This is a genomic window from Photobacterium sp. SP02, from assembly GCF_038519165.1.
GTDB classification, from domain to species: domain Bacteria; phylum Pseudomonadota; class Gammaproteobacteria; order Enterobacterales; family Vibrionaceae; genus Photobacterium; species Photobacterium halotolerans.
Genome location: NZ_JASJOJ010000011.1, coordinates 79,546 through 100,910, shown reverse-complemented (window position 1 = coordinate 100,910; position 21,365 = coordinate 79,546). Strand labels below are relative to the sequence as shown.

Below are 21,365 nucleotides of genomic sequence, written 5' to 3'. Positions count from 1 at the left end.
GTATTTATCAGCCATGATGTGTCTCCCCCCGTTTTTAGGAAGTGTAGGAAAAGACACAAAACTTTGAACACTACCTTAATGCCTGAATATGACTGCTGATGCCAGCCGGATCATTCGTGTAATCTGTAATGGTAATGGACGCTGAGATAAATGTGCCGTTATCACTATATTGCGGAATACCGGTGATCTGAACGCCATTATACGGAGCTTGGCTGTTGGCTTTTTCTTTCCAGTCGCCAGACTGCCAGGTGTGTACAGTCGCGGGTGTTTGCTTATCAGTCATCATCGTTTCTCTTTGCAGAAGAAGGAATTGAAGCAGGTGTTACAGTCACAGCTGTAACACCTGGGCTATTCAGTCTTATTTGTTGATGTTTTCCAGATGGAATTCAAATGGTGAAGCTGTTGGCCCAGAACCACCACCTGTCATCACAAGATCGGCACTTTGAATGCCGAACAGGTTAATTTCAGTGTTTACTTGCTGGATAATCGCTGAATTCATCACTTCGCCTTCAACTACTTGCGAGACAACCCCGACGAAAATACTTGGATGGAATTGGAAAACCCCTTTCTGGCCAGGTGACACATTGGTTTTAGCTGCCAGTAGCTTTCCATCACGATAGATATTGGCATTAATCGAACCACTGCTCAGGTTATTACGCACTTCGACTTCTTGCTGAGATACGGCGGGTGTACTGGCAAGCCGCAGGACATCACCCGAAGTATCTTTTACCATTTCATAAGCCTGGCCGTCGTAGGCTGTCATCTGTGGTGTGTAGTTACCGAAGGAATCACTTGCACAGACTTCGAATTTCAAAGGATAAACGAAAGGATGGTTATCATTACGCCCACAGTTTTGGATAACACGCCACGCAATGGCTATTTCGTCAAAACTCTCGGCGACATTTTTCTGGAAAATAACCACTTCGCTGTTGTTGACATCATTAGAGCGGTTAATGAAGTTTAAGTTGATTTGTGACTGTGACATATTATTTTCCTCATAGATTAACTGACGTTTATATTCGTTGGTTAAGGTGCTTGAGTTTTCAAGCACAAGTTAAAGGTAATGCTATTTTGTACTAATAACCTTTGTTTCATACCTTATTTTCTTTTTGATATCTTGGTATTCGGTTTTTAATGTGATGGACTTTGTCCTTTAAATAAAAAAGCCCATTCAATGGGCTTTTTTATTTGTGACGGGAGACGGATGGGCTATGGCGCTGTACCCGTCACCTGATAACTTGCAGCATTGTCAAAGCTTTGATTCAGTGCTGATTGCACTTTTCTCAATACCCCTTGTTGGTTGGGCTGATCGTTAGTCATTGTTTCTTCGGACACATTGACGTGAGCAACAGTGCTATTGCCATTCACGCCATTGACCTGAACCTGAAGGTTATGAAAACGATAGTTACCTTGCATAAAGGTTCCCTGCATGTCCAGACGCATGGTTTGGTTTTGGACAATTGTGCCTGCATTATTACGGTAAATATCTGCATAGGTCAGTTGTCCGATAACATTGTAAACCGCTTCCTTCTGATTGTTGTTAAACACATTGGGTGAGCCAGGGAATAAATTATTGATGGGGCCTGTTTGTTGTACGTTAATTGCCATGATAAATTTCCTTCTAACGTTATAGTGAATTTTCCTATATTGTTCTTTGACGTTGAAAATGACTGTCTCAGAACAATGTAATTGTTATGTCATCTTGACATATTTTCCTTTTGTACAATCACCTTAAGCTTTGCGTTCAGCATAATTTATGATGGGTTAATCCTGCATGGAGGACTTAAATTGCTTTCTGAACTGACTAGGACAGTTATGGTAGATACGCTTAAATGCCGTTGAAAAATTGTTTGAGTCCATGTATCCCACTTTTTCTGCGATTTGAACAATGTTGAGAGAGGATGTTTCTAGTAATTCTGCTGCTTTATGCATTCTCTGTTTTCTTAACCATTCAAAGACAGTCATACCTAAGTGATCCTTAAATACTTGATTGAGTTTATTTCTGTTTGTTCCAAGTATCCGGCAAAGTGTTTCTAGCCTGACATCCTCAGATATCGAACCATTGAGGTGTTTAATGCACTTCTCAATTAAAATAAGTTGTGAGTCCATGGAATCCCGGTTGTTGTTTATTTGTTCCGGTAGGGATTCATTACTTTGGTGTGTGTTGTTTGTTTTTTCATTGGAATGCAGTATATGCATTATTCGGTAGTTAATCTCTTTGCTGATGAAAGGGCAGCTAATGTAATCAGTGATACCAATGTCAAATAATTGCTTCTTGTGATTGTATTCACTATTAATGATTGCAATGAAATCAGGTGACGTTGTTTGTTGCAGTAGAAAACGAAATGTTAGCGCATTTTTTGTGACCTTTATGAGTTCGAAATCATTGTTGATAGCATCAATGATGACCAAGTCAGGTGTGTCTCTAAATTGTAAGTGTGAGATGTTTTTGATGTTTTTATGAGCAAAAAGGACATTTCCTTTAAAGAGTTTCTCTTGCAGTTCTATGGAGTAAGTTGGTTTTTCACTCAATACCCATGCCAATGACAAGTATTTTTTTTACAGTTTGTTATATTCATTTTGATATTCCTTTATTAATTATTTCTTATATTGGCGTACTGTTAAGTAACGCTCTGACGTTGTATGTGTTAGCAATGTTATTGCTGTCTCAGTAGTAACTGTAAGAGAGTTGTCTCTATATTGCCTTTGAGATAATCACTAACAGCTTTGTATTATGCACTAGGGGTCTGCTATCTATAGGTCTGAGGGTTTTATAAATATTGTGGTTGGTGTTTTCTTGTCTAATGATGGCTTAAGGCAAGGCTGATATAGATGTAATTTATGGCCAGTAACACCGATTAGCATTTCTGGCATTAAGGTAAACAGAAGTTGATTTAACATTTCGACTTGAAATATATAGCGCAATATTCTGTTTAAAATGGTATGTAAACATATGTTACTGTTTCAGGAGAATTATTCAAACTTACGCTTTTTGTCGTGCCGATACGACTTTGCACTGTAGCTGGATACCATAGTCTCAGAAACCGACTTATCTATGGAGGCTTTTAGCCCTTCCATTAACAGGATTTCATCTGATCGATCTATATAGTCTTTGATGCCTTGTGCCAGCTTTTCAATGATCTTATCTGCCTGCCGAATTCTGAAGCTGGTGGACTCGGCCAGTTTTAACAGATGGTGTTTATCCGGAAAGACTTTGCTGTTCGCCATCTTGAGTGCCATTTTATTGTCAATGGTGTCGTAAATCAGGGTATGGGTGATATCAAAAGGCGGGGAGACAAATATGTGTTTCATGTCTTGTGTGTATTGCAATGCGAAGTTTTTCAGATGTGCATCACCGTTGCCGATCAGGCAGTTAAAGACAATGTATTTATACATTTTCTCCACCTCAGCCAAACTATTGGTGTACAGGTGGGTTGCTTTGAGCAGAGTTTCGTAGCTGCCTGTATATTTGGCATCCGGGTTGTTGGGCTTTTTCAATAAGGTGGTGAAGTCCTCATATCCCAGTAACTGGTCATCTGGTTTGTCAAAACGTTCGACAATAAAGGTTTCCATATTGTCGGACAGATAGGTGGCCGGCGGCGCTAAGCCGCAATGGCGCGCCGCTTCCATACAGACATATTCATTGACCGTCAGTAACGGAAACTCCGCATCGAAAGATTTAACGATCAGATCTTTTTGTTCAACCGTTCGGTCTGTTTTGGGAATGCTGACCTTAGGCTGCACACCGGCCAGCGCATTGCGCAGGTAATATTTCTCGAGCAGTTGCGGAAACAAAGGTGTATTACCCTGGTAAGTCAGAATGTCAGTGAGGGATACCGAATCGGCTTCCGGAAGCTGCAATTCACTCTGGTAGCTGAGCATACCTATGCTGTGTTTGCCCTGCAGTGCGAGCAGATACATGTCATTGACTCGGGCGTATCTTGCCAGTTTTTCAGCAATGAACCGGCGGTTGAAGCCTTCGGGTAGATTCTGCGCAAAAATAGGGTGTAATGCACCGGAGGAATAGCCATCCAGATTAGGCTTTGTCATGGTAAGAGAGGCATGGCGCTGAGTTTGTATCGGCTGATAATGATGAACGGAACCATGCGTTAACACGCCTAATTCGTCTTCATCCAGACACACAGTTATCTTTTCTATTTTGGCGGGCAGGTGATCAAGAGCCATGCTCAGTCCTCATCAAACAGTGTGTCGATATCATCCCAGTCTGGTAACTGATGTTGCTTGGGCGATACTTGCAATTGCAAGTCAACGGCATCCAGGTAGCGCTCGAAAATGTCCAGGGAACCGGTAAAGCGGCCATTTTCAATTTCTGACAGGGTGGTTTTGTTAATGCCTGTCTGTTCTGCCATGGCTTTCTGTGTCGCGCCTTTGGCTTTTCTCGCTGCGGCTATTGCTTTACCTATGCTCTCTCTGTTGGCCATGTTGAAATCCTATTAGCTATATAGCAAACAGTGTAGTTGATTGTTTGTAAGTTATCTATATAGCTAACTTGTAAGTGGATGATTGATAAGTTAGCTATATGGCTAATATTGCTGATGTGAGATACAAAAATTGTGGCTTGTTGTCAGATCAGACCCATGACCTGTAATTTCAGAAAGACTGCCAGTGTTTTGGCATCCTGGATCTCATTGCTGACCACCTTTTCGGTGAAAGCCTTAACGGTCATAGTCACGACTTCGAGGATTTCATCTGCATCAAGATCACCTTCAGCCGGCGAAAGCCCTTTAGCCAGAAAGACATGCTGAACCTCATCACAAAAACCGGGAACAGGCAGGAGTTCACCCAGAGCCAGCCACTCACTGGCGGCGAGTTGTGTTTCCTCCGCCAGCTCTCGCTTCGCGCAATATGCGATCTCTTCACCTTTTTCCAGAGTGCCAGCGGGAAATTCCAGAATCCAGCGTCCGATTGCTGGACGGTATTGGCGTAACAGAACCAGTTCCCCGTGCGCCGTGACAGGCACAATGACCACCGCGCCCGGATGGCGGACTGTGGTAAAAGTGATGTCGCGTCCATCCGGCAATTGGTGTGTCCCTTGTTCTACGGAAAAGCCTTTCCATTGGCACAGGGTTTGTGATTTCATATTGCCTCAATGTGTTTTCATAACTGAATGTGTCAGCCAGTGTAACACTGAAGGCTGGGCAGAGTGTTTATCGCTGCGATAATGTCTGGCATTGATTACAAAGAAATTCTCGGTTTGTGGGCCACGAGCGAAGCGGCACAAGCCATGCGCCAGATGACGGTTGAAGATTCTCTGATATACTCAGCATCTGCAGCATAATGAAGAACTAAAAAACAAGGAGATTGTATGCGCGTTCTGGTCACAGGCGGTATGGGGTATATTGGCAGTCATACCTGCGTACAAATGATAGAAGCGGGGATGACCCCAATCATTGTCGACAACCTGTACAACAGTAAGAAGACCGTGCTGGAGCGAATTGAAAAACTGACCGGCGTCAGACCGGCGTTTTTTGAAGGCGATATTCGTGATCGCGCATTTCTGGATAAAGTATTCCGTGAGAATGATGTTGAATCAGTGATTCACTTTGCAGGTCTGAAAGCCGTAGGTGAATCGGTTGCAAAGCCACTGGAATACTATGACAACAATGTTCACGGAACGCTTGTGTTGGTTGAAGCAATGCGTGAAGCCGGTGTGAACAGCATCATCTTCAGTTCTTCGGCCACAGTATACGGCGATCCGGCGAGTGTGCCGATTCTTGAATCCTTCCCGACCAGCGCGACCAACCCTTACGGCCGCAGTAAACTTATGGTAGAAGAGTGCCTGACGGATATTCAACATGCTCACCCCGAAATGAGCATCACACTGCTGCGTTACTTCAACCCGGTAGGGGCGCATGAATCTGGTGAAATGGGAGAAGATCCTCAGGGGATCCCCAACAACCTGATGCCGTTTATTGCTCAGGTCGCCGTGGGCCGTCGTGAATTTTTGTCTGTGTTTGGCGATGATTACCCAACGGTTGATGGCACGGGTGTACGTGATTACATTCATGTTGTCGATCTGGCGGATGGCCATGTGGCAGCACTGACGCACAAAGGGAAAGAAGCCGGTCTGCATATTTATAATCTGGGAACTGGCAATGGTCTGAGCGTTCTGCAAATGGTTGATGCCTTTGCAAAAGCCTCAGAGAAAGCGGTGCCTTATCAGATTGCACCGCGACGCCCCGGTGATATCGCAGAATGCTGGGCAGATCCAGCCAAAGCAAAGAAAGAATTGCATTGGGCTGCGTCCCGTACTGTCGATCAAATGACGCGCGATACCTGGCGCTGGCAGTCTCAGAACCCGCAAGGTTATCCGGACAGCCATTAACAGTAGCGATATGTATTGCAAAAGCGGCCTATGACGGGCCGTTTTTTATTGTCACTCCTAAACCACCGCCGATGGCGGGGTGATTGTAAAAGCCGCCTTCTCAAAAGGCGGCTTTTTACTTGCGTAATATGATTAACTTACTGCTTTTTAATGCCTTTTCATCGTTAAGACACATAATCTTCATGAGTTTGTAAGATTTAGTGCATATGCTCCGCTCGTTAAACCTATTTGGATATGCGAAGAATAATAAGGAGCATACAATGTGGAAGCGTGATGAGCAGGACTCGCAACTAACTAAAATGATTGAGGCGAGATTATCGCGCCGTCATTTTCTGACTGGAACCGCTGCTGCAGGTGCAGGGGCATTTCTGGCATTAAACCCGGTAGCCAAAGCCGTGGCTGCTTCACCGACATCCTCCCTGCTGAATTTTGAAGCCGTGCCCGTTTCTACCGCAGATACCGTAGTGGTACCAAAAGGTTACAAGGCAAGCCCGCTGATGTCATGGGGCGATCCGATCTTTCCCGGTGCGCCTGAATTTGACCAAAGCGGAAAGCAGGATTCACGCACACAGGAGCGTCAGTTCGGTGATAACACAGATGGCATGAGCTTTTTTGCCGTTAGTGAAGATCGCGGCGTTCTGGCTATCAATAATGAATACACCAACTACGAGTATTTGTTTGATCACCAGGGTGGCAACATGACGGCGGATGATGTGCGTAAGGCACAGGCAGCCGTCGGTGTGACTATCGTTGAAGTTGTGCGTAAAAACGGCCAGTGGGCTATTGATAAAAGCGGTAAACGAAATCGTCGTATTACTGCCAATACGCCTATGATGCTCACAGGGCCGGCCGCGGGTCATGAACTGATGAAAACCAAGGCGGATCCGGCAGGAATCAAGCCATTAGGCACGTTCAATAACTGTGCGAACGGTCAAACACCCTGGGGAACCTATCTGACCTGTGAAGAAAACTTTGATGATTTCTTCGGCAGTGATGCAAAAGGTGATGTCAACGCAGATCAGGCCCGTTATGGCATATCGGCGTCGCCCAGTGACTACAAATGGCATCAGCATGATGAACGCTTCGATGTACTGAAAAACCCGAATGAAGCCAACCGCTTCGGCTGGATCGTCGAGATCGATCCAAATGATCCACAGTCAACACCAATGAAGCGTACGGCATTAGGCCGTTTTAAACACGAAAATGCTGAATTGACGCTGAATAAAGATGGTCATGTTGTGGTGTATCTGGGCGATGATGAACGCGGTGAGCACCTGTACAAATTTGTTTCTAAGCACCGTTTTCAGCAAGGTAATGATGCCGCTAACCGCAAATTGCTGGAAGAAGGCACTTTGTATGTTGCCCAGTTCGGTATGAATGACGATCAGCTGAAAGGTCAGGGGAAGTGGATTGAGCTGACGTACGGTAAGCATGGTTTAACACCGGAAAATGGGTTTAATGATCAGGGCGAAGTGTTGATTTTTGCCCGTCGGGCTGCCACTCAGGTTGGTGCAACTACTATGGACCGTCCTGAGTGGGTGGCTGTGCATCCGGACAACAAGCATGTGTTTTGTACACTGACGAATAATAAGAACCGTGGTAAAGAAGGGCAGCCCGTTGGGGGGCCGAATCCACGAGCTAAGAACAACTATGGTCAGATTCTGTGCTGGATGCCATTAAATGGTGATCACACCAGTGAAGGTTTTGTCTGGGATTTGTATCTGATTGCCGGCAACCCTTCGGTTCATAACGGTGACTTGTACGCCGGCAGCGACAATATCAATACCGGGAATATGTTTAACAGCCCGGATGGTATCGGGTTCGATAGCGCAGGCCGTTTGTGGATTCAGACCGACGGTAACTACTCGAACAAAGGCGATTTTGCCGGGCAGGGCAATAACCAGATGCTGTGCGGTGACCCTATGACGGGCGAAGTGCGCCGCTTCCTGACCGGACCGGTCGCTTGTGAAATTACAGGGCTGGCATTCTCGCCGGATAACAAAACCATGTTCGTGGGCGTTCAGCACCCAGGCGAAGAAGGTGCGCCATCGCATTTCCCTTACGGTGGTAACACCAAACCGCGCTCGACTATCATGATGATTACCCGGGAGGACGGGGGCGTGATTGGTGCCTGATGGCGCGTGATAGCGAAACATTAACAGCGTACTACTAACCAAAACGAAAATGGCCTCAGTAATGACTGGGGCCATTTTGTTTCAGGCTTTACTGTCTCTGATTACGGTTTAACACTGTAGTGATGATCAAAATGCGTTGTACGATGTCCTGTTATCTTGTCGTGGTTAATCAGGATAACTATGGTATAATCCGCCGCTAAATTTTCTTCCGGCTGTGAGCCAGATCACAAGCAATCAGCGGGAAATATTCTTGTTTTAGAGCGTTTTACCGGAGCAATACTTTGCACTTTAAAGATCTTGGTCTTGATCAGCGACTGTTGAAAAAATTGAATCATATGGCCTTCTCGCAGGCGACAGAAATCCAGCAGCAAGCGATTCCTGTTGCGATTGCTGGAAAAGATTTGCTGGCTTCCTCGAAAACCGGTTCCGGTAAAACTCTGGCATTTTTGCTGCCGGCCATGCAGCGCATGTACCGCGGTAAACCTTTTACCAAACGTGACCCGCGCGTGGTCATTCTGACACCGACCCGTGAGCTGGCAAAGCAGGTTTATGCACAGTTACGCACCCTGAATGCCGGTACACCTTATGACAGCACGCTGATCGTAGGTGGCGAGAACTTTAATGATCAGGTAAAAGCGCTGCGCAATGACCCAATGTTTGTGGTGGCAACACCTGGCCGTTTAGCGGACCATCTGGAGCACCGCAGCACGCACCTGAACGGTCTGGAAATGCTGATCATGGATGAAGCGGATCGCATGCTGGATCTGGGCTTTGCGCCGGAGTTGCGTAAAATTCACCAGGCCGCTGATCACAGACGCCGTCAGACCCTGATGTTTTCCGCCACATTAGATGATCCGGAAGTCATTGATATCGCATCTGAAATGCTGAATGAACCTAAGCGTATTGCTGTTGGTCATGCGGCTCAGGATCATGGTGATATTGAGCAACGCTTTATCTTGTGCGATCACCTGGATCACAAGCAGGCTATTTTGGATCGCTTGCTGGAGCAGGAAAATTATGACCAGGTCATTATTTTTACCGCGACACGCGAAGACACAAACCGCCTGACTGAGTTGCTCAATGAACGCAAACTCAAAGCGGTGGCCTTGAGCGGTAACCTGAATCAAACGCAACGTAACAACATCATGAGCCAGTTTGAGCGCAATGTTCACAAAATTCTGGTGACGACGGATATTGCATCGCGTGGTTTGGATATCAGTAAAGTCTCACACGTGATTAACTTTGACATGCCCAAGCATGCCGAAGAATATGTTCACCGTATCGGACGTACTGGCCGGGCCGGTAATAAAGGTGACGCGGTTTCGCTGGTGGGGCCGAAAGACTGGAAAAGCTTTAAGAATGTGGAAGCTTTCCTGCAGAAACAAATCAGTTTCACCGCCCTGGAAGGGCTGGAAGGTAAGTTTAAAGGGCTGAAACCTGCGCCTAAGAAAACTTATCAGCCGAAGAAAAATACCAAGGCGAAACCTCAGCAGGATAAAGCCAAAGCGGCGTCTAAACCGAAGAAGAAGCTGGATAAACGTTTCTATGACAACATGGCTGTCGGGGACAATGTCTTCATGCCGAAAAAGAGAAAACCGGCAGAGCCGTCAGCAGATGATGAATAACTGAAGAACAGAACTGAAGAAAAACAGGCCAGCTTTGCACTGGCCTGTTTTTTTATGCGTTAACTTTTTATGCGTTAACTTTTTATGTGTTAACCATGCGGTTTTGACAGGTGTTGAACAAGGGCTCTGACAAACCGGGCAGCTTCGCCCCCGGTGCAGGCTCTGTGATCAAAGGTCACTGACAATGGCATGGCTTTCACAGAAAGCGGTTTATTATCTTTCATCGCGAGTTTATCAATGAGCCGGCCGGCCCCTACAATGGCCACCTGTGGCGGAGTGACGACCGGCGTTGCATAAATGCCCGCAATCGCACCGAAGTTAGACAGTGTGATGGTGGCATGCTGAAACTCTTCCCGGCCTATTTTTCTGGCCCTGATACCTTCTGCTGTTTCGTCTATCCAGCGCCGGATGGCTTTGGGATTCAGACTGCCCGCATCCCTAAGTACCGGAACATACAGACCATGAGGACTGTCTACCGCGATACCAATATTGACTTTATGGTGTACGCAGCGCGTCATGGTTTCGGCATCAAACCAGGCATTCAAAGCCGATTCCTGTTCGCAGGCAGAAACGATGGCCTGAATAATACGAGTGGTGATGTCTTCGTCTTTCGGCCATTTGTCCAGCAGTGCTTCTTCTGTGATGGTAACCGCAGCGACCTGCTGATGAGCTTCTGTCATGCTGCCGACCATAGTCCGGCGAGCGCCTTTTAGCACTTCAGTGCCCGGCAGTTGCTGATCGCAGGCCCGGTAGACATCGGCTTCGACAATGACGCCATTGGGTCCGCTTCCGTTGATCTGCTTAAGGTTTACCCCCAGTTTCTGAGCCAGCAACCGAGCGGCAGGTAAGGCGCTGATCTGTTCTGATGATGGCTTTACCTGACTGCCAACCCAAAATTCATCAACGCTGACGCTCTGTGCATGGTGAGAGACGTTGCCCACCACAGTGGCGGCATCGGCACGCTGGCTTTTTTCAGATTGACTGACTTCTTTGACATTGGCATCGGTAGAATTTGTTTCGTCGATCTCCAGCAGCAGACTGCCAATAGAGATGACATCACCTTCATTACCGTGCCGGCTTACAATGGTGCCACTGTAGGGCGCAGGCACTTCAACTGTGGCTTTTGCTGTTTCAACGGTCAGCACGACCTGGTCGACTTCCACGGTATCACCGACACTGACATGCCATTCAATAATTTCAGATTCGGCGAGTCCTTCGCCCAGATCCGGCAAGGAAAACGTCTTCATTTCCACCCCTCCACAAGTTGTTTGGCCGCAATGACAATGTCGTCTTTATTAATCATGAAATACTCTTCATTACGGTAATAAGGCATGACAGTATCCATACCAGTGACCCGAATCGGTGGCGCTTTTAACAGGCACAAAGCCTTCTCAGAGACTTGCGCCAGCAACTCAGCACCGACACCGCAGGTTTTGCTGGCTTCATGCACCACCAGTAATCGACCGGTTTTTTCCAGCGAGGCAATAATGGTGTTGATGTCGATGGGTTTGATTGAGGCCAGATCAATAACTTCTGCTTCAATGCCCATTTTGGAGAGTTCGTTCACAGCCTCCAGGCTTTCGACAACGCAGGCCCCCCAGGTGACTAATGTCAAATCTCGTCCTTTACGCAGTGTGAAACAGGTATCCAGCGGAAGTGCTTCACCGTTGTCGATGACATCGGATTTCACTGTCCGGTAGATGCGTTTGGGTTCGAAGAACATAACAGGATCATTGCTGCGGATAGCCGCGAGCAGCAGGCCGTAGGCTCGTTTTGGCGATGAAGGGATAACTACTTTCAAACCCGGAGTATGGGCAAAAATTGCTTCAACACTTTCGGAGTGGTGCTCCGGGGCATGAATCCCGCCTCCGAAGGGAGCGCGGAAAACGGCCGGGCAGGTGAGCCGGCCACGGGTACGGTTACGCCAGCGGGCCGCATGGCAAATCAGGTGTTCAAGCGCAGGAAAGACAAAGCCCTGAAACTGGAACTCAGCAACCGGGCGAAGCCCCTGGCTTGCCATTCCTATGGTGACACCGCCGATCAGAGATTCAGCAAGCGGGGTGTCAATCACACGCTTTAAACCAAATTCTTGCTTCAGGCCAACAGTGGCACGAAATACACCGCCGTTATCCCCCACATCTTCACCCAGTATGACCACATTAGGATCCCTGGCCATTTCGTGATGCAGAGCGAGGTTGACGGCTTCCAGCATGGTAATCTCAGCCATGGCGGCCTCCCTGCATGCGCATTGCTTTATTGATAATGGCATCCCGTTGGGGGTGCATGTCATCAGTCGGTTGTTCATACAGATAATCGAAAGCAGACTCAGGGGGCTGAGGAGCAATGGCAAGATAGCGCTCTACGGCTTCTTCCACGACTTTACGGCAGTGAGCCAGCCAGTGTTTTTCATCGTCTTCAGACCAGGCGCTTTGCGACACGAGAAACGCTTTCAGGCGTTTTACCGGCTCATACTGCCAGGCTTGCTGCAGCTCATCTTCACTCCGGTAGCGGCTGGCATCATCAGCTGTTGTGTGATCACCTAAGCGATAACTGACGGCTTCAATTAAGGTCGCACCTTTGCCTTTTCGCGCTCGGTCCAGACTTTTCATAATGATGTCATACATGGCGATGATGTCATTACCGTCGACGGTGATGCCGGGGATGCCAGCGCCTTTGGCTTTATCGGACAGAAACTCGGCGCCGCACTGTAACTTGCGTGGCACAGAGATCGCCCACTGGTTATTGTTGATGACAAACACCAAAGGGATGTTCCAGGCACCGGCGCAATTGATGGATTCCAAGAAATCCCCTTTCGATGTCGCGCCATCACCACAGGTGACCAGTGCAGCATGATGGCCGCCCTGGATTTTCAGTGCGGCTGCAACGCCAACAGCATGCGTGCATTGCGTGGCAATAGGCACACAAAAAGGAAGATCCCGGCAGGGTTGATCGTTAAACGCAAAATCACTGCCTCGCTCGTCACCACCCCAGTATTGGAGATTTTTTTCCATTGCTATTCCGCGCGCCCACATTGCAGGCATGTCGCGGTAGTAAGGCACAAAGACATCGTCTTGCCTGAGGGCGCGGCCAACAGCAATACCTATGGCCTCGGATCCTAAATGGGATGGGTAGGTCCCAAGTTTACCTGTACGCTGAAGCGCGACAGCTTTGTTGTCGTAAACTCTGGTCAGCACCATGTCCCGGTAAAAGCCTTGCAGCGTCGGGATATCCGCCCATGCCGGCAGAGGCGAGAGCAGTTGCCCCTGAAAATCTAAGTACCGGTGCATGCTTGTGGCTTGAACATTCATATCAAGCTCCTTCTGTCACTGCCCGAAACCATTAGGGCAGAAAAGTCACTATTGTTAATTGTGTATTGCTAACCCTGGCTATCCCATTCATCCTTGGCGTTGCAATTAGTTTCGCTGCAACCTGGCATTTTTGGGTATAGTAGGTGCTTTACATACATGGAGTGGCGAACACTTCTAATTGTAATCAAAGTGTTAAAAAATGCGTTGGTAGCGCATTGCCAACATAGTAAAGAATTCGGTACAGCAGGTGATTTTCCAGTGTTAAATGCTGTATTTTTATGGGTGTTAGGGAGATGTTTGGATGAAGTTGATTGGAATCGCCAGACGTAAAGCGTCACGTGCTGTTATGGAAGAATTAAATCAAGTCAATGTAAGCTGTGAAAACGGTGTGGAAGATGACTTTCGTGGTAAACCCGGCAAGCGACAGGTGACAGTATTGTCCCTTGATTCCTGGCAAGATGCCTGTGATGAAGTGGGGGAGACATTGCCCTGGACCATCCGCCGAGCCAATCTGCTGGTGGAAGGGATACGCTTTTCCGAGCGCAATGTCGGCGATATCATCGCGATTGGTAGCTTGCAGCTTCAAATTACACGAGAAACCGATCCCTGCCCCCGTATGGATGAGCAATTTCAGGGAATGACTCAGGCACTCAGGCCGGAATGGCGCGGCGGAGTATGCTGTCGCGTGTTGTCTGACGGCGATATTCAACTGGGGAACAGTGTGCAGCTCGTTACTCAGGTTGAGCCCTAGGTTTCTCGGGCGTCGGTTTCTGTGTCATAGATTTCACAGACATAGTTTTCACAGACATAGTTTTCTCAATAGATAACAAGATGTCTCAGTGCTAAGAAATCGCGGTCTTTGGGCGTGTTGAACAGGGTATTTCAGGCATACTTTTCTATATATGAAGGGCAGCAATGTGCTGACGCTGCCCGGATTCAGGAACGGGAAGTGTGAGAAATGAAGTTGTATTTTATTGTCTTTATTGCCTGCTTTACTGCATCTGCCTGTTCGTCCCAACGCGGCAGTGATAATGTCTATGCCCAGCAAGAGAGATATGTGCAGCAGGCATGTTACAGCCATTCAGCGATAGACAGCTACGCAGAGAACTTCAACCTATTCCTGACTGAGCGCAAAAAGGAATTAAAAGTTCTTCGCCCAGAGTTAAGTTCGGAGAATTACCGGCAGCTGGATACAGCGTTGAATCATTTTGCCGACTATTGGAAAACGCTGAACGATGAGAGGGATCTTGCGTGTGAAGAGCAGGCGGCCTGCGAGTTCATGCAGCTGAAATCGCCCCAGATAAAAGTAGCCGATTCTGAAATGTGTGACGGTACAAAGTTCATGTACAGTGTCAGCCGGGCCAAGATCATCTCATTTTTTAGTGATATTGAACGGCTTCAGTTGCAGCGCACTGATTTTTGAGTTTGCTGGCAGAAGCTGCGACTTGTCCCACTCTGTGATATTGAGTTAAGTTAACGGGGCTGGCTCTTGCCGTTATCCTGGTTTTTTATAAGTTGTGGTATACTGGCGGAAATTTGTATCAGACGGCCTGTCTGAACAACAAAGAACAGGCCGGAAAATAGGAAAAACATGCCAAGTTTTACTGTGAGCTGTCCGCATTGTCAGAAGGCAGTGTCTCTGCAGACCACGTCATTATCCAATACCGTTTCTTGTTCGCATTGTTCTAAAGCTGTATTGGATGGCAGCCCGGTTGAGGCCGACAGTAAGAACTTTGCTATGCTGATTCAAAGTCCCAAACCTGTGATAGTGACGTTTTGGGGTAATAATTGTGCTCCCTGTCAGGCATTTAAGCCAGTGGTTGAGCAAGTCGCTAAACAGAAAAAGCAATACCGTTTTGTCAGGGTGAATGTTAACCAGCATCCGGATCTGGCAAAGCGCTACAGAGTAAGAGGTGTTCCGACTGTTCTGGTTTTCAGAAAAGGGCGCCAGCAGGCTACCTTGAACACCGCATTACGAAAACCTGCGTTTTTGCAATGGCTTGAAGATGCACTTGAATGAGGGCATGTCACCAAAGCGAGTTTCGCAGGTTCATTAAATCGTCATGCTTCAATGGTTGACTGTCAATAGGTCAACAGTTTAAAGCTGATACTGATATCAACACTTTGGGAAAAAATGAGGAGGAATTTATGGCTATCAGCCGTAAAATTAGTAAGGAACGTCTGGCACTGAAAATGTCTCTTGCCGGTACGGTCCTGCTTGCCACTATGGGTATAGGTTATGGGCTGTATGTGGGATCTAGTGCGATTCTGCTCGACGGTATGTTCTCTTTTCTGAGTATGGGTATGACAGGCCTGAGTCTGTATACCGCCTACCTGGTCTCAAGACCGGACGATAACCACTTCCAGTTTGGTTACGCCCACATCGAACCTTTGATCAATGTCGTCAATGGCTTGCTCATCTTGGTAACCTGTTTGTTTGCACTCGTTAGTGGTGTGCAAACCATTGTCAACGGTGGCCATGAAGTTGTGTTGGAACATGCAATGGTATACGCAGTGTTGTCTACCATCAGTTGTTTTGGCATCTATTTCACGGAAACTCACATTGCCCGTAAGGTAGACTCCGAACTTGTTCGGGTCGACTCACAGGAATGGTTGGTCGATGGCATCTTGAGTGCCGCAATTTTAGTTGGTTTTATGCTGGTCATGGTTTTCGACAAAATAGGCTATTCACATTGGAATGCTTATGTCGATCCCATTCTTGTGTCTGCAATGGCGATTGCTGCGTCGGTCCTGCCGATTAAGGTGTTACGCCGTAACCTGCGCGAGGTGCTTTTGGTCGCTCCGCATGACCAGGTGCAGAACCGGGTGGATACCGTGATTGAAGATCTGTCTAAACAGTATAACTTCGATGACTATACTCACCATTTCGCTAAAACAGGCCGTCAGTACGATCTGGAAATCAACATCCTTGTAAAAGACGATAAGTACTGGACCACAAAACGCCAGGACAAGATTCGTCAATTATTGTGGGATAAATTGAAAGGCGAGCTGGGTGATACATGGCTGTCTGTTACCTTTACCGGTCAAAAACGCTGGCTGTAATGCATCAGGCAGGTAGATAAATGAAATGCGGTCCACTCGGGCCGCATTTTTTATTAGTTAAACTTATATCAAAATCAAAGAATAGTAAGGCAAATTTTGCTGGAACTTTGTGCAAATAAAGCGCAGAATACGCGTGGCTAAAAATTAGTCGCCGGAATGTTATAGCAAACTTTCAGTTGGAAAGCCGGATTTGAACCTTTTTCTCAGTATGCTATTGATACTGGGTCCCTTTCGGATGTGCTGCCTGAACTGATAACCGCCAAACCGGAGACGGAAAAACTACTTTTATGTAGATTTTAGCTGCTCTGTTTATTTTTTCTTGGCTGGTCGTTTAAGACTGCAGTGATTATCTGAATTTGGGGAAAGTTATGTTCGAGACACTACTGGTTATGGCGTTTATTGTTGGCGGGATTGTGGTTGTATTAAAAGAAAAGAAAACCTGCAAGAACATTAACTACTCCAGTAAATCACTGTAAGTCAGCACAGAGATTCACTAGCACATGGCGGCATAAGCGCGCCTCATTACACATCAATCCCTGAGCACTGCTCGGGGATTTTTTTTTTACATTTTATCAGGCAAAAAAAGCAGGCGATGAACGGTACGGAAATTCACCTGTTTGGTTTCCAATGTCTGCCAGTGAGAAGCTCCGGGCTGGTAAGTGTGGGCATGCAGACCAAAAGTGAAACACTGGAGTTTATGTAATGAAGTGTTTTCGATATTATTGCCATGAATGCAAACTTTTACTTTTCATAAACATCAAGGATAAGTCGAGATGGCAGCTAGTTCTCGAAAAACGACAAAGGGAGAGCTTACCCGACAAAAAATCATTGAAGCAACATTGGATTTGATTGCGACGACAGGCTTAAACAGCTTGTCACACCGGAATATTGCCAATGCTGCTCAGGTTCGGTTATCACTTACCAGTTATTACTTTGAAAGCATGGATCATTTGATCCTGAGTGCATTTGAAGAATTTGCCAGACGAGAAGTGAAACAGATTCAATGGATTCAGGAGCAAGTGGACACGATACTCAGAGAATACCTGGCAAAGGGAGCCACCGAGGATCGTGAATCATGTGTTCTGCAGCTAACCGAATTGTTAACACAGTACATTTCGACGGAGTTGACAGATGAGACGCGCAGAAAGCAGCTGACAATTCGCTGCCATTTCCTGTTTGCTCTCGGGCAGTCTGAGATGCTGGTCAAGCGAGTCAGTGAGTATAAATTACAAGTGCTGAGCCTGATCAAAAAGACGGCTGAACTGATAGGCAGTCCGTATCCGGAAATTGATGCCAATCTGGTCATTTTTACCTTCAGGGAGTTTGAGTTTGCTTTGGTCAGTGGTGATCAAAACTTCAATCAGGAAATTGTTTCTAAAACCCTAAAGCGATTATTGTCGACACTTATTGCTACTGAATAACTCTAACTTTTGAACTGATTTTTTCATTTCCTTTACCTTCTTCTTTTTCGTAGCTTGACCTATAACAGCCGCTGTGTGTGTGACAACACAGCGGCTTCTTCGCTGAACTCCGCATTGTTACTGGCTTCATCAATCTGAATTGTTTGAATCATAGTCACATCTCGTTGAGATGATTTTGTGATCAATCAGTATTTATTTAAAATAATCGGACGTATGACCTATTTTGTGTGGACGTTCAGCTTTGATTCAGATAACCTCATTTCGAAACAAAATAATAACGAAGTGTTAACAATATTGTTGAGAACTTCGAAGATGAAACGACAACGGATGTCTCGTCTCACCGGAAATAGATAGCAGGGGTTGTTGCTAACCGTTTTTGCTGATGACTGTCTTAAGAGCAGTTCAAGCGGGTTTGCAATAGGGGGGAAAACCCTTGTTATCACACAGTGGTGAGACGGGTTCACATGTAGAGGTATTCGAACAATGAAGCTGAAGTATCAATCATTACTCGTCGCAATTTTGTCAGCAACGAGCTTTTATTCTCATGGTGCGGCCTATGAGTTTGGACGCTATAGCTACAGTAATTTGTACAGCCCCGATGATAAGGTGGCGGCGTCGTATTCCTATTTTAACTACGACATTCAGGGTAATCACCCTACCTTTGGTAACACTGGTGATATTTTCAATGATACTCACTATGTCCAGGGTGCAGTGAATTACTTTTTTACTGATAAGTTCTCAGGAAATGCGCAGTATTATCTTTCAAATAATATTGATACTCAGCACACAGGCGGTTTTTGGCAGGGTTCCAGCGCTAACGTAAAAACCCGCACCCTAGCCTTAACGGGCAAGTACCAAATTACCCCTTCATTTTCAGCTTTTGCTGGCCCTACCATCAATCAGACTGAAATTAATGCGAAATTTAACACCAACATGAATGGTGGTTTTGGTGGTTTAGATTTGGATCTGGGTGATGACATAGGTTTCGGTTATACAGTGGGTGCGTCTTACCACATCCCTAAAATCGCGTTACGCGCTACTGTAGCGTATCAGTCAGCGGTTGAGCACTCGTTTGATACGACCGAATCCGGTGCCTTAATTGTGAATAAAACAGGGGGTAAGGCAAGCTCAGTATCAAGCCAGGCGGAAATTGAACTACCAGAAACCATAGATTTTGATTTCCAGACGGGGGTTGCCGAGAATACATTACTGACTTTTTCTGCTCACTGGCGCAGATGGAGCGAGCATGTGATAAAAACTCAGGTGCGCGGAGAAGTCGTTACCTTTGATCGCGACAGTGTCACTTATGCGCTGGGACTGGCTCGCCAGTTTACGCCATCCTTTGGTGGTGGTATCGAACTGAATTATGCCGAAGGAGCCGGTGAGGGTAATCTGAATCCTCTGGCGCCAGGAAACGGTGCAAAGGGTGTGCAGGTAGGAGGCAAGTATTCCTTTGGCAACACCTCGCTGTTTGGGGCTGCTCAGTACAAAATGGTCAAAGACGGTAAAGATATTTCCGGCACTATCTATCAAGATAACAGCCTTTATGGCCTGACAGTCGGGGTTGAACACAAGTTTTAACTCAGCGGCATGTCCTGTCTCGATAACAACGCCCGGTCTTCCGGGCGTTTGTGTTCAGGTAAGCTGAATGGGACGCCAGACAGTTAAAAAAACCACTAGTGCGATTTTTCCTGCCATTCTTGTTGCAGTCGGCGAATGGCTTCAGAGCGCTGCTTCCATTCAGCCGTTCTTACCATCTCTGCATACTGTGCAAATGGCTTTTTGAGTAAGTTATTAAGCACGGGAGCCTGGGTTTGCGGCAATGCTTCAAGTGCCTCGATTGCTCCGCTGCGGTTATTACATAACATCACCATATCGCAGCCAGCTTGCAGAGAAGCAACAGCACGATCGCCGTAGGAGCCCAGTACATCAGCACCTTTCATGTTCAGATCATCTGAAAAGACAACCCCTTTAAAATTAAGCTGTTGCCGAAGCACCTTCTTTAACCAGTATTCAGAGCCGCTGGCGGGTTTATCGTCGTAGGAAGGATAAATCACATGGGCTGGCATCATGGCATCAAGTAATTGTTCCTCGATTAATGCTTTGAATACCGACATATCACGAACGGCAATATCATTGCGCTGATCAACAGGGGTTTCATGATGCGAATCTGCGATAACGCCACCGTGTCCGGGGAAATGTTTACCTGTTGCCGCCATTCCCGCCTCTTTCATACCGCGTATAAACTCACTGGCAAATTGAATGATTTGTTCGGGCTGATCTGAAAACGCACGGTCTCCAATGGCTTTACAGTCAAAGCCGATATCCAATACAGGTGCCAGGCTGAGATCGATATCCATAGCCAGTAATTCCGCGGCCATCAACCAGCCCCCCTGACGGGCAAGTTTGACTCCATTGTCGGCCGTTGCAAATGCCCGGGCAGGAGGCAGTAAAGTAAAACCCTCACGAAAGCGTTGGACTCGTCCGCCTTCCTGATCCACCGCAATGATCAAAGGACGTTTTGCTGCCTGACGAATGGATTGTGTCAGAGCAAACAGTTGCTCTCTGTCGTGGTAGTTGCGGGCGAAAAAAATGACTCCGCCTACTGTGGGGTGTTGAAGAATTTCACGCTCTTCGGCATCAAGTTCGAAACCTGACACATCTAGCATTAAAGGCCCCATGGTGGCACTCCGTTTTGACTGCATCTCAGAAGAAACATAGGTTTTAGAAAGCATTAAGTTATCACAAGCTGATCAGACTCAAAACAGCATTTTGCTGATTGAATCTGGCGTCAGTTAGCTGATTACTGTGTCATTGTTCACTGTATAAAACATTGTGTTTCATTTATTTCATTTGATGTGTGATTTGTGTCAATTTATTGGGCGGGCAGAGTGATTAGACTTCTTCCTTCATCGCATCGAAGATATCAAGTTAGCGTTTTCAGAGGTCTTAACATGTCAGCATTAATCGCTATAGCAATTACAACCGGTTTGTTATCTGGTCTGTGGGGCTGGGTAGCTGTTTCACTTGGCTTGTTGAGCTGGGGCGGATTTCTGGGGTGTACCACCTATTTTGCGGCACCTCAGGATGGCTTAAAGGGCATGGGCATCAGTATGGCGACCAATTTGAGTGGTGTCGCCTGGGCAATGCTGATCATTCACGGCTCAACATGGATAGGAATGGAGCTGTTCGGCTATATTGCAACCGGCATTGTTTCATTTCTGATGTGTGTACAGGCAAAGCGCGAGTGGCTGAGCTTTATTCCGGGGACATTTATCGGCTGTTGTGCGACATTTGCTGCCGCGGGTAACTGGCAACTGGTTATCCCTTCGCTAATGCTCGGCGTAGTATTTGGTTATGCGATGAAAACATCTGGTTTGTGGCTGAAGGCGCAAAGTGAAAAACGCGCGCAGAAGGCAGCGTTTAAGTCTGAACTTGCACCCGCCGCTGCCTCTACAAAATAAACG

21 protein-coding genes are annotated in these 21,365 nt (G+C 46.7%); 10 read left to right on the top strand and 11 right to left on the bottom strand.

What is annotated here, in order from left to right:
- Positions 1-70: 70 nt before the first annotated feature.
- From P0Y67_RS07500 to P0Y67_RS07470, 7 genes are all read right to left on the bottom strand, one after another.
- Positions 71-283 carry a hypothetical protein gene (locus P0Y67_RS07500; protein WP_342391384.1) on the bottom strand — a complete coding sequence of 71 codons (213 nt, stop codon included), beginning with the start codon at positions 281-283 and terminating at the stop codon, positions 71-73.
- Positions 284-358: 75 nt separating this feature from the next.
- Positions 359-985 (bottom strand): hypothetical protein, encoded by a 627-nt coding sequence (locus P0Y67_RS07495; protein WP_120513075.1) that lies wholly within the window; start codon positions 983-985, stop codon positions 359-361.
- Between the two features lie 224 nt (positions 986-1,209).
- The gene (locus tag P0Y67_RS07490) at positions 1,210-1,608 is read right to left on the bottom strand and encodes a hypothetical protein (protein WP_342391383.1); all 399 of its coding nucleotides are present in this window, start codon (positions 1,606-1,608) and stop codon (positions 1,210-1,212) included.
- Between the two features lie 156 nt (positions 1,609-1,764).
- The gene (locus P0Y67_RS07485) at positions 1,765-2,532 is read right to left on the bottom strand and encodes a helix-turn-helix domain-containing protein (RefSeq protein WP_342391382.1); all 768 of its coding nucleotides are present in this window, start codon (positions 2,530-2,532) and stop codon (positions 1,765-1,767) included.
- 441 nt (positions 2,533-2,973) lie between these two features.
- Positions 2,974-4,185 carry a type II toxin-antitoxin system HipA family toxin gene (locus P0Y67_RS07480; protein ID WP_342391381.1) on the bottom strand — a complete coding sequence of 404 codons (1,212 nt, stop codon included), beginning with the start codon at positions 4,183-4,185 and terminating at the stop codon, positions 2,974-2,976.
- A 2-nt stretch (positions 4,186-4,187) separates the two neighbouring features.
- Positions 4,188-4,442 carry a helix-turn-helix domain-containing protein gene (locus P0Y67_RS07475; RefSeq protein ID WP_342391380.1) on the bottom strand — a complete coding sequence of 85 codons (255 nt, stop codon included), beginning with the start codon at positions 4,440-4,442 and terminating at the stop codon, positions 4,188-4,190.
- A 143-nt stretch (positions 4,443-4,585) separates the two neighbouring features.
- Complete coding sequence (locus P0Y67_RS07470) at positions 4,586-5,101, bottom strand: NUDIX hydrolase (RefSeq protein WP_342391379.1); 516 nt, start codon at positions 5,099-5,101, stop codon at positions 4,586-4,588.
- A gap of 225 nt (positions 5,102-5,326) precedes the next feature.
- Between P0Y67_RS07470 and galE the strand changes: the two genes are divergently transcribed.
- From galE to P0Y67_RS07455, 3 genes are all read left to right on the top strand, one after another.
- Positions 5,327-6,346, top strand: a complete 1,020-nt coding sequence (gene galE, locus P0Y67_RS07465; protein WP_342391378.1) for a UDP-glucose 4-epimerase GalE — start codon at positions 5,327-5,329, stop codon at positions 6,344-6,346.
- A gap of 260 nt (positions 6,347-6,606) precedes the next feature.
- Positions 6,607-8,481: a PhoX family protein gene (locus tag P0Y67_RS07460; RefSeq protein ID WP_342391377.1), complete on the top strand. Its 1,875-nt coding sequence runs from the start codon at positions 6,607-6,609 to the stop codon at positions 8,479-8,481.
- Positions 8,482-8,762: 281 nt separating this feature from the next.
- Positions 8,763-10,106 carry a DEAD/DEAH box helicase gene (locus tag P0Y67_RS07455; protein WP_027251365.1) on the top strand — a complete coding sequence of 448 codons (1,344 nt, stop codon included), beginning with the start codon at positions 8,763-8,765 and terminating at the stop codon, positions 10,104-10,106.
- Between the two features lie 89 nt (positions 10,107-10,195).
- Here the strand turns inward: P0Y67_RS07455 and P0Y67_RS07450 are convergent, their stop codons facing one another.
- The 3 genes from P0Y67_RS07450 to pdhA are packed head-to-tail and all read right to left on the bottom strand — an operon-like array spanning position 10,196 to position 13,414.
- On the bottom strand, positions 10,196-11,353 hold the full coding sequence (locus P0Y67_RS07450) for a dihydrolipoamide acetyltransferase family protein (protein ID WP_342391376.1): 1,158 nt from the start codon (positions 11,351-11,353) through the stop codon (positions 10,196-10,198).
- Positions 11,350-12,333 carry an alpha-ketoacid dehydrogenase subunit beta gene (locus tag P0Y67_RS07445; RefSeq protein ID WP_342391375.1) on the bottom strand — a complete coding sequence of 328 codons (984 nt, stop codon included), beginning with the start codon at positions 12,331-12,333 and terminating at the stop codon, positions 11,350-11,352. Before P0Y67_RS07445 ends, P0Y67_RS07450 begins: the two co-directional genes overlap by 4 nt.
- Positions 12,326-13,414 carry a pyruvate dehydrogenase (acetyl-transferring) E1 component subunit alpha gene (pdhA, locus tag P0Y67_RS07440; RefSeq protein WP_342391374.1) on the bottom strand — a complete coding sequence of 363 codons (1,089 nt, stop codon included), beginning with the start codon at positions 13,412-13,414 and terminating at the stop codon, positions 12,326-12,328. The genes P0Y67_RS07445 and pdhA overlap by 8 nt, the downstream gene beginning before the upstream one ends.
- A 301-nt stretch (positions 13,415-13,715) precedes the next feature.
- Between pdhA and P0Y67_RS07435 the strand changes: the two genes are divergently transcribed.
- From P0Y67_RS07435 to P0Y67_RS07410, 6 genes are all read left to right on the top strand, one after another.
- A complete protein-coding gene (locus tag P0Y67_RS07435; protein ID WP_342391373.1) occupies positions 13,716-14,165 on the top strand; it encodes an MOSC domain-containing protein in 450 nt (149 codons plus the stop codon).
- Positions 14,166-14,372: 207 nt separating this feature from the next.
- The gene (locus tag P0Y67_RS07430) at positions 14,373-14,837 is read left to right on the top strand and encodes a hypothetical protein (protein WP_342391372.1); all 465 of its coding nucleotides are present in this window, start codon (positions 14,373-14,375) and stop codon (positions 14,835-14,837) included.
- A gap of 168 nt (positions 14,838-15,005) precedes the next feature.
- Positions 15,006-15,434: a thioredoxin TrxC gene (gene trxC / locus P0Y67_RS07425; RefSeq protein ID WP_342391371.1), complete on the top strand. Its 429-nt coding sequence runs from the start codon at positions 15,006-15,008 to the stop codon at positions 15,432-15,434.
- Between the two features lie 128 nt (positions 15,435-15,562).
- The gene (locus P0Y67_RS07420) at positions 15,563-16,477 is read left to right on the top strand and encodes a cation diffusion facilitator family transporter (RefSeq protein ID WP_337110990.1); all 915 of its coding nucleotides are present in this window, start codon (positions 15,563-15,565) and stop codon (positions 16,475-16,477) included.
- Between the two features lie 773 nt (positions 16,478-17,250).
- On the top strand, positions 17,251-17,898 hold the full coding sequence (locus P0Y67_RS07415) for a TetR/AcrR family transcriptional regulator (protein ID WP_342391370.1): 648 nt from the start codon (positions 17,251-17,253) through the stop codon (positions 17,896-17,898).
- Positions 17,899-18,381: 483 nt separating this feature from the next.
- A complete protein-coding gene (locus tag P0Y67_RS07410; protein WP_342391369.1) occupies positions 18,382-19,479 on the top strand; it encodes an outer membrane protein transport protein in 1,098 nt (365 codons plus the stop codon).
- A gap of 95 nt (positions 19,480-19,574) precedes the next feature.
- Here the strand turns inward: P0Y67_RS07410 and nagZ are convergent, their stop codons facing one another.
- Entirely contained in the window at positions 19,575-20,579 is a 1,005-nt protein-coding gene (nagZ, locus tag P0Y67_RS07405; protein ID WP_342391368.1) for a beta-N-acetylhexosaminidase, read from the bottom strand.
- Between the two features lie 273 nt (positions 20,580-20,852).
- On the opposite strand from nagZ, the gene P0Y67_RS07400 reads away from it, so the two are divergent.
- Entirely contained in the window at positions 20,853-21,362 is a 510-nt protein-coding gene (locus tag P0Y67_RS07400; RefSeq protein ID WP_218385771.1) for a DUF1097 domain-containing protein, read from the top strand.
- The last annotated feature ends 3 nt before the right edge of the window (positions 21,363-21,365 follow it).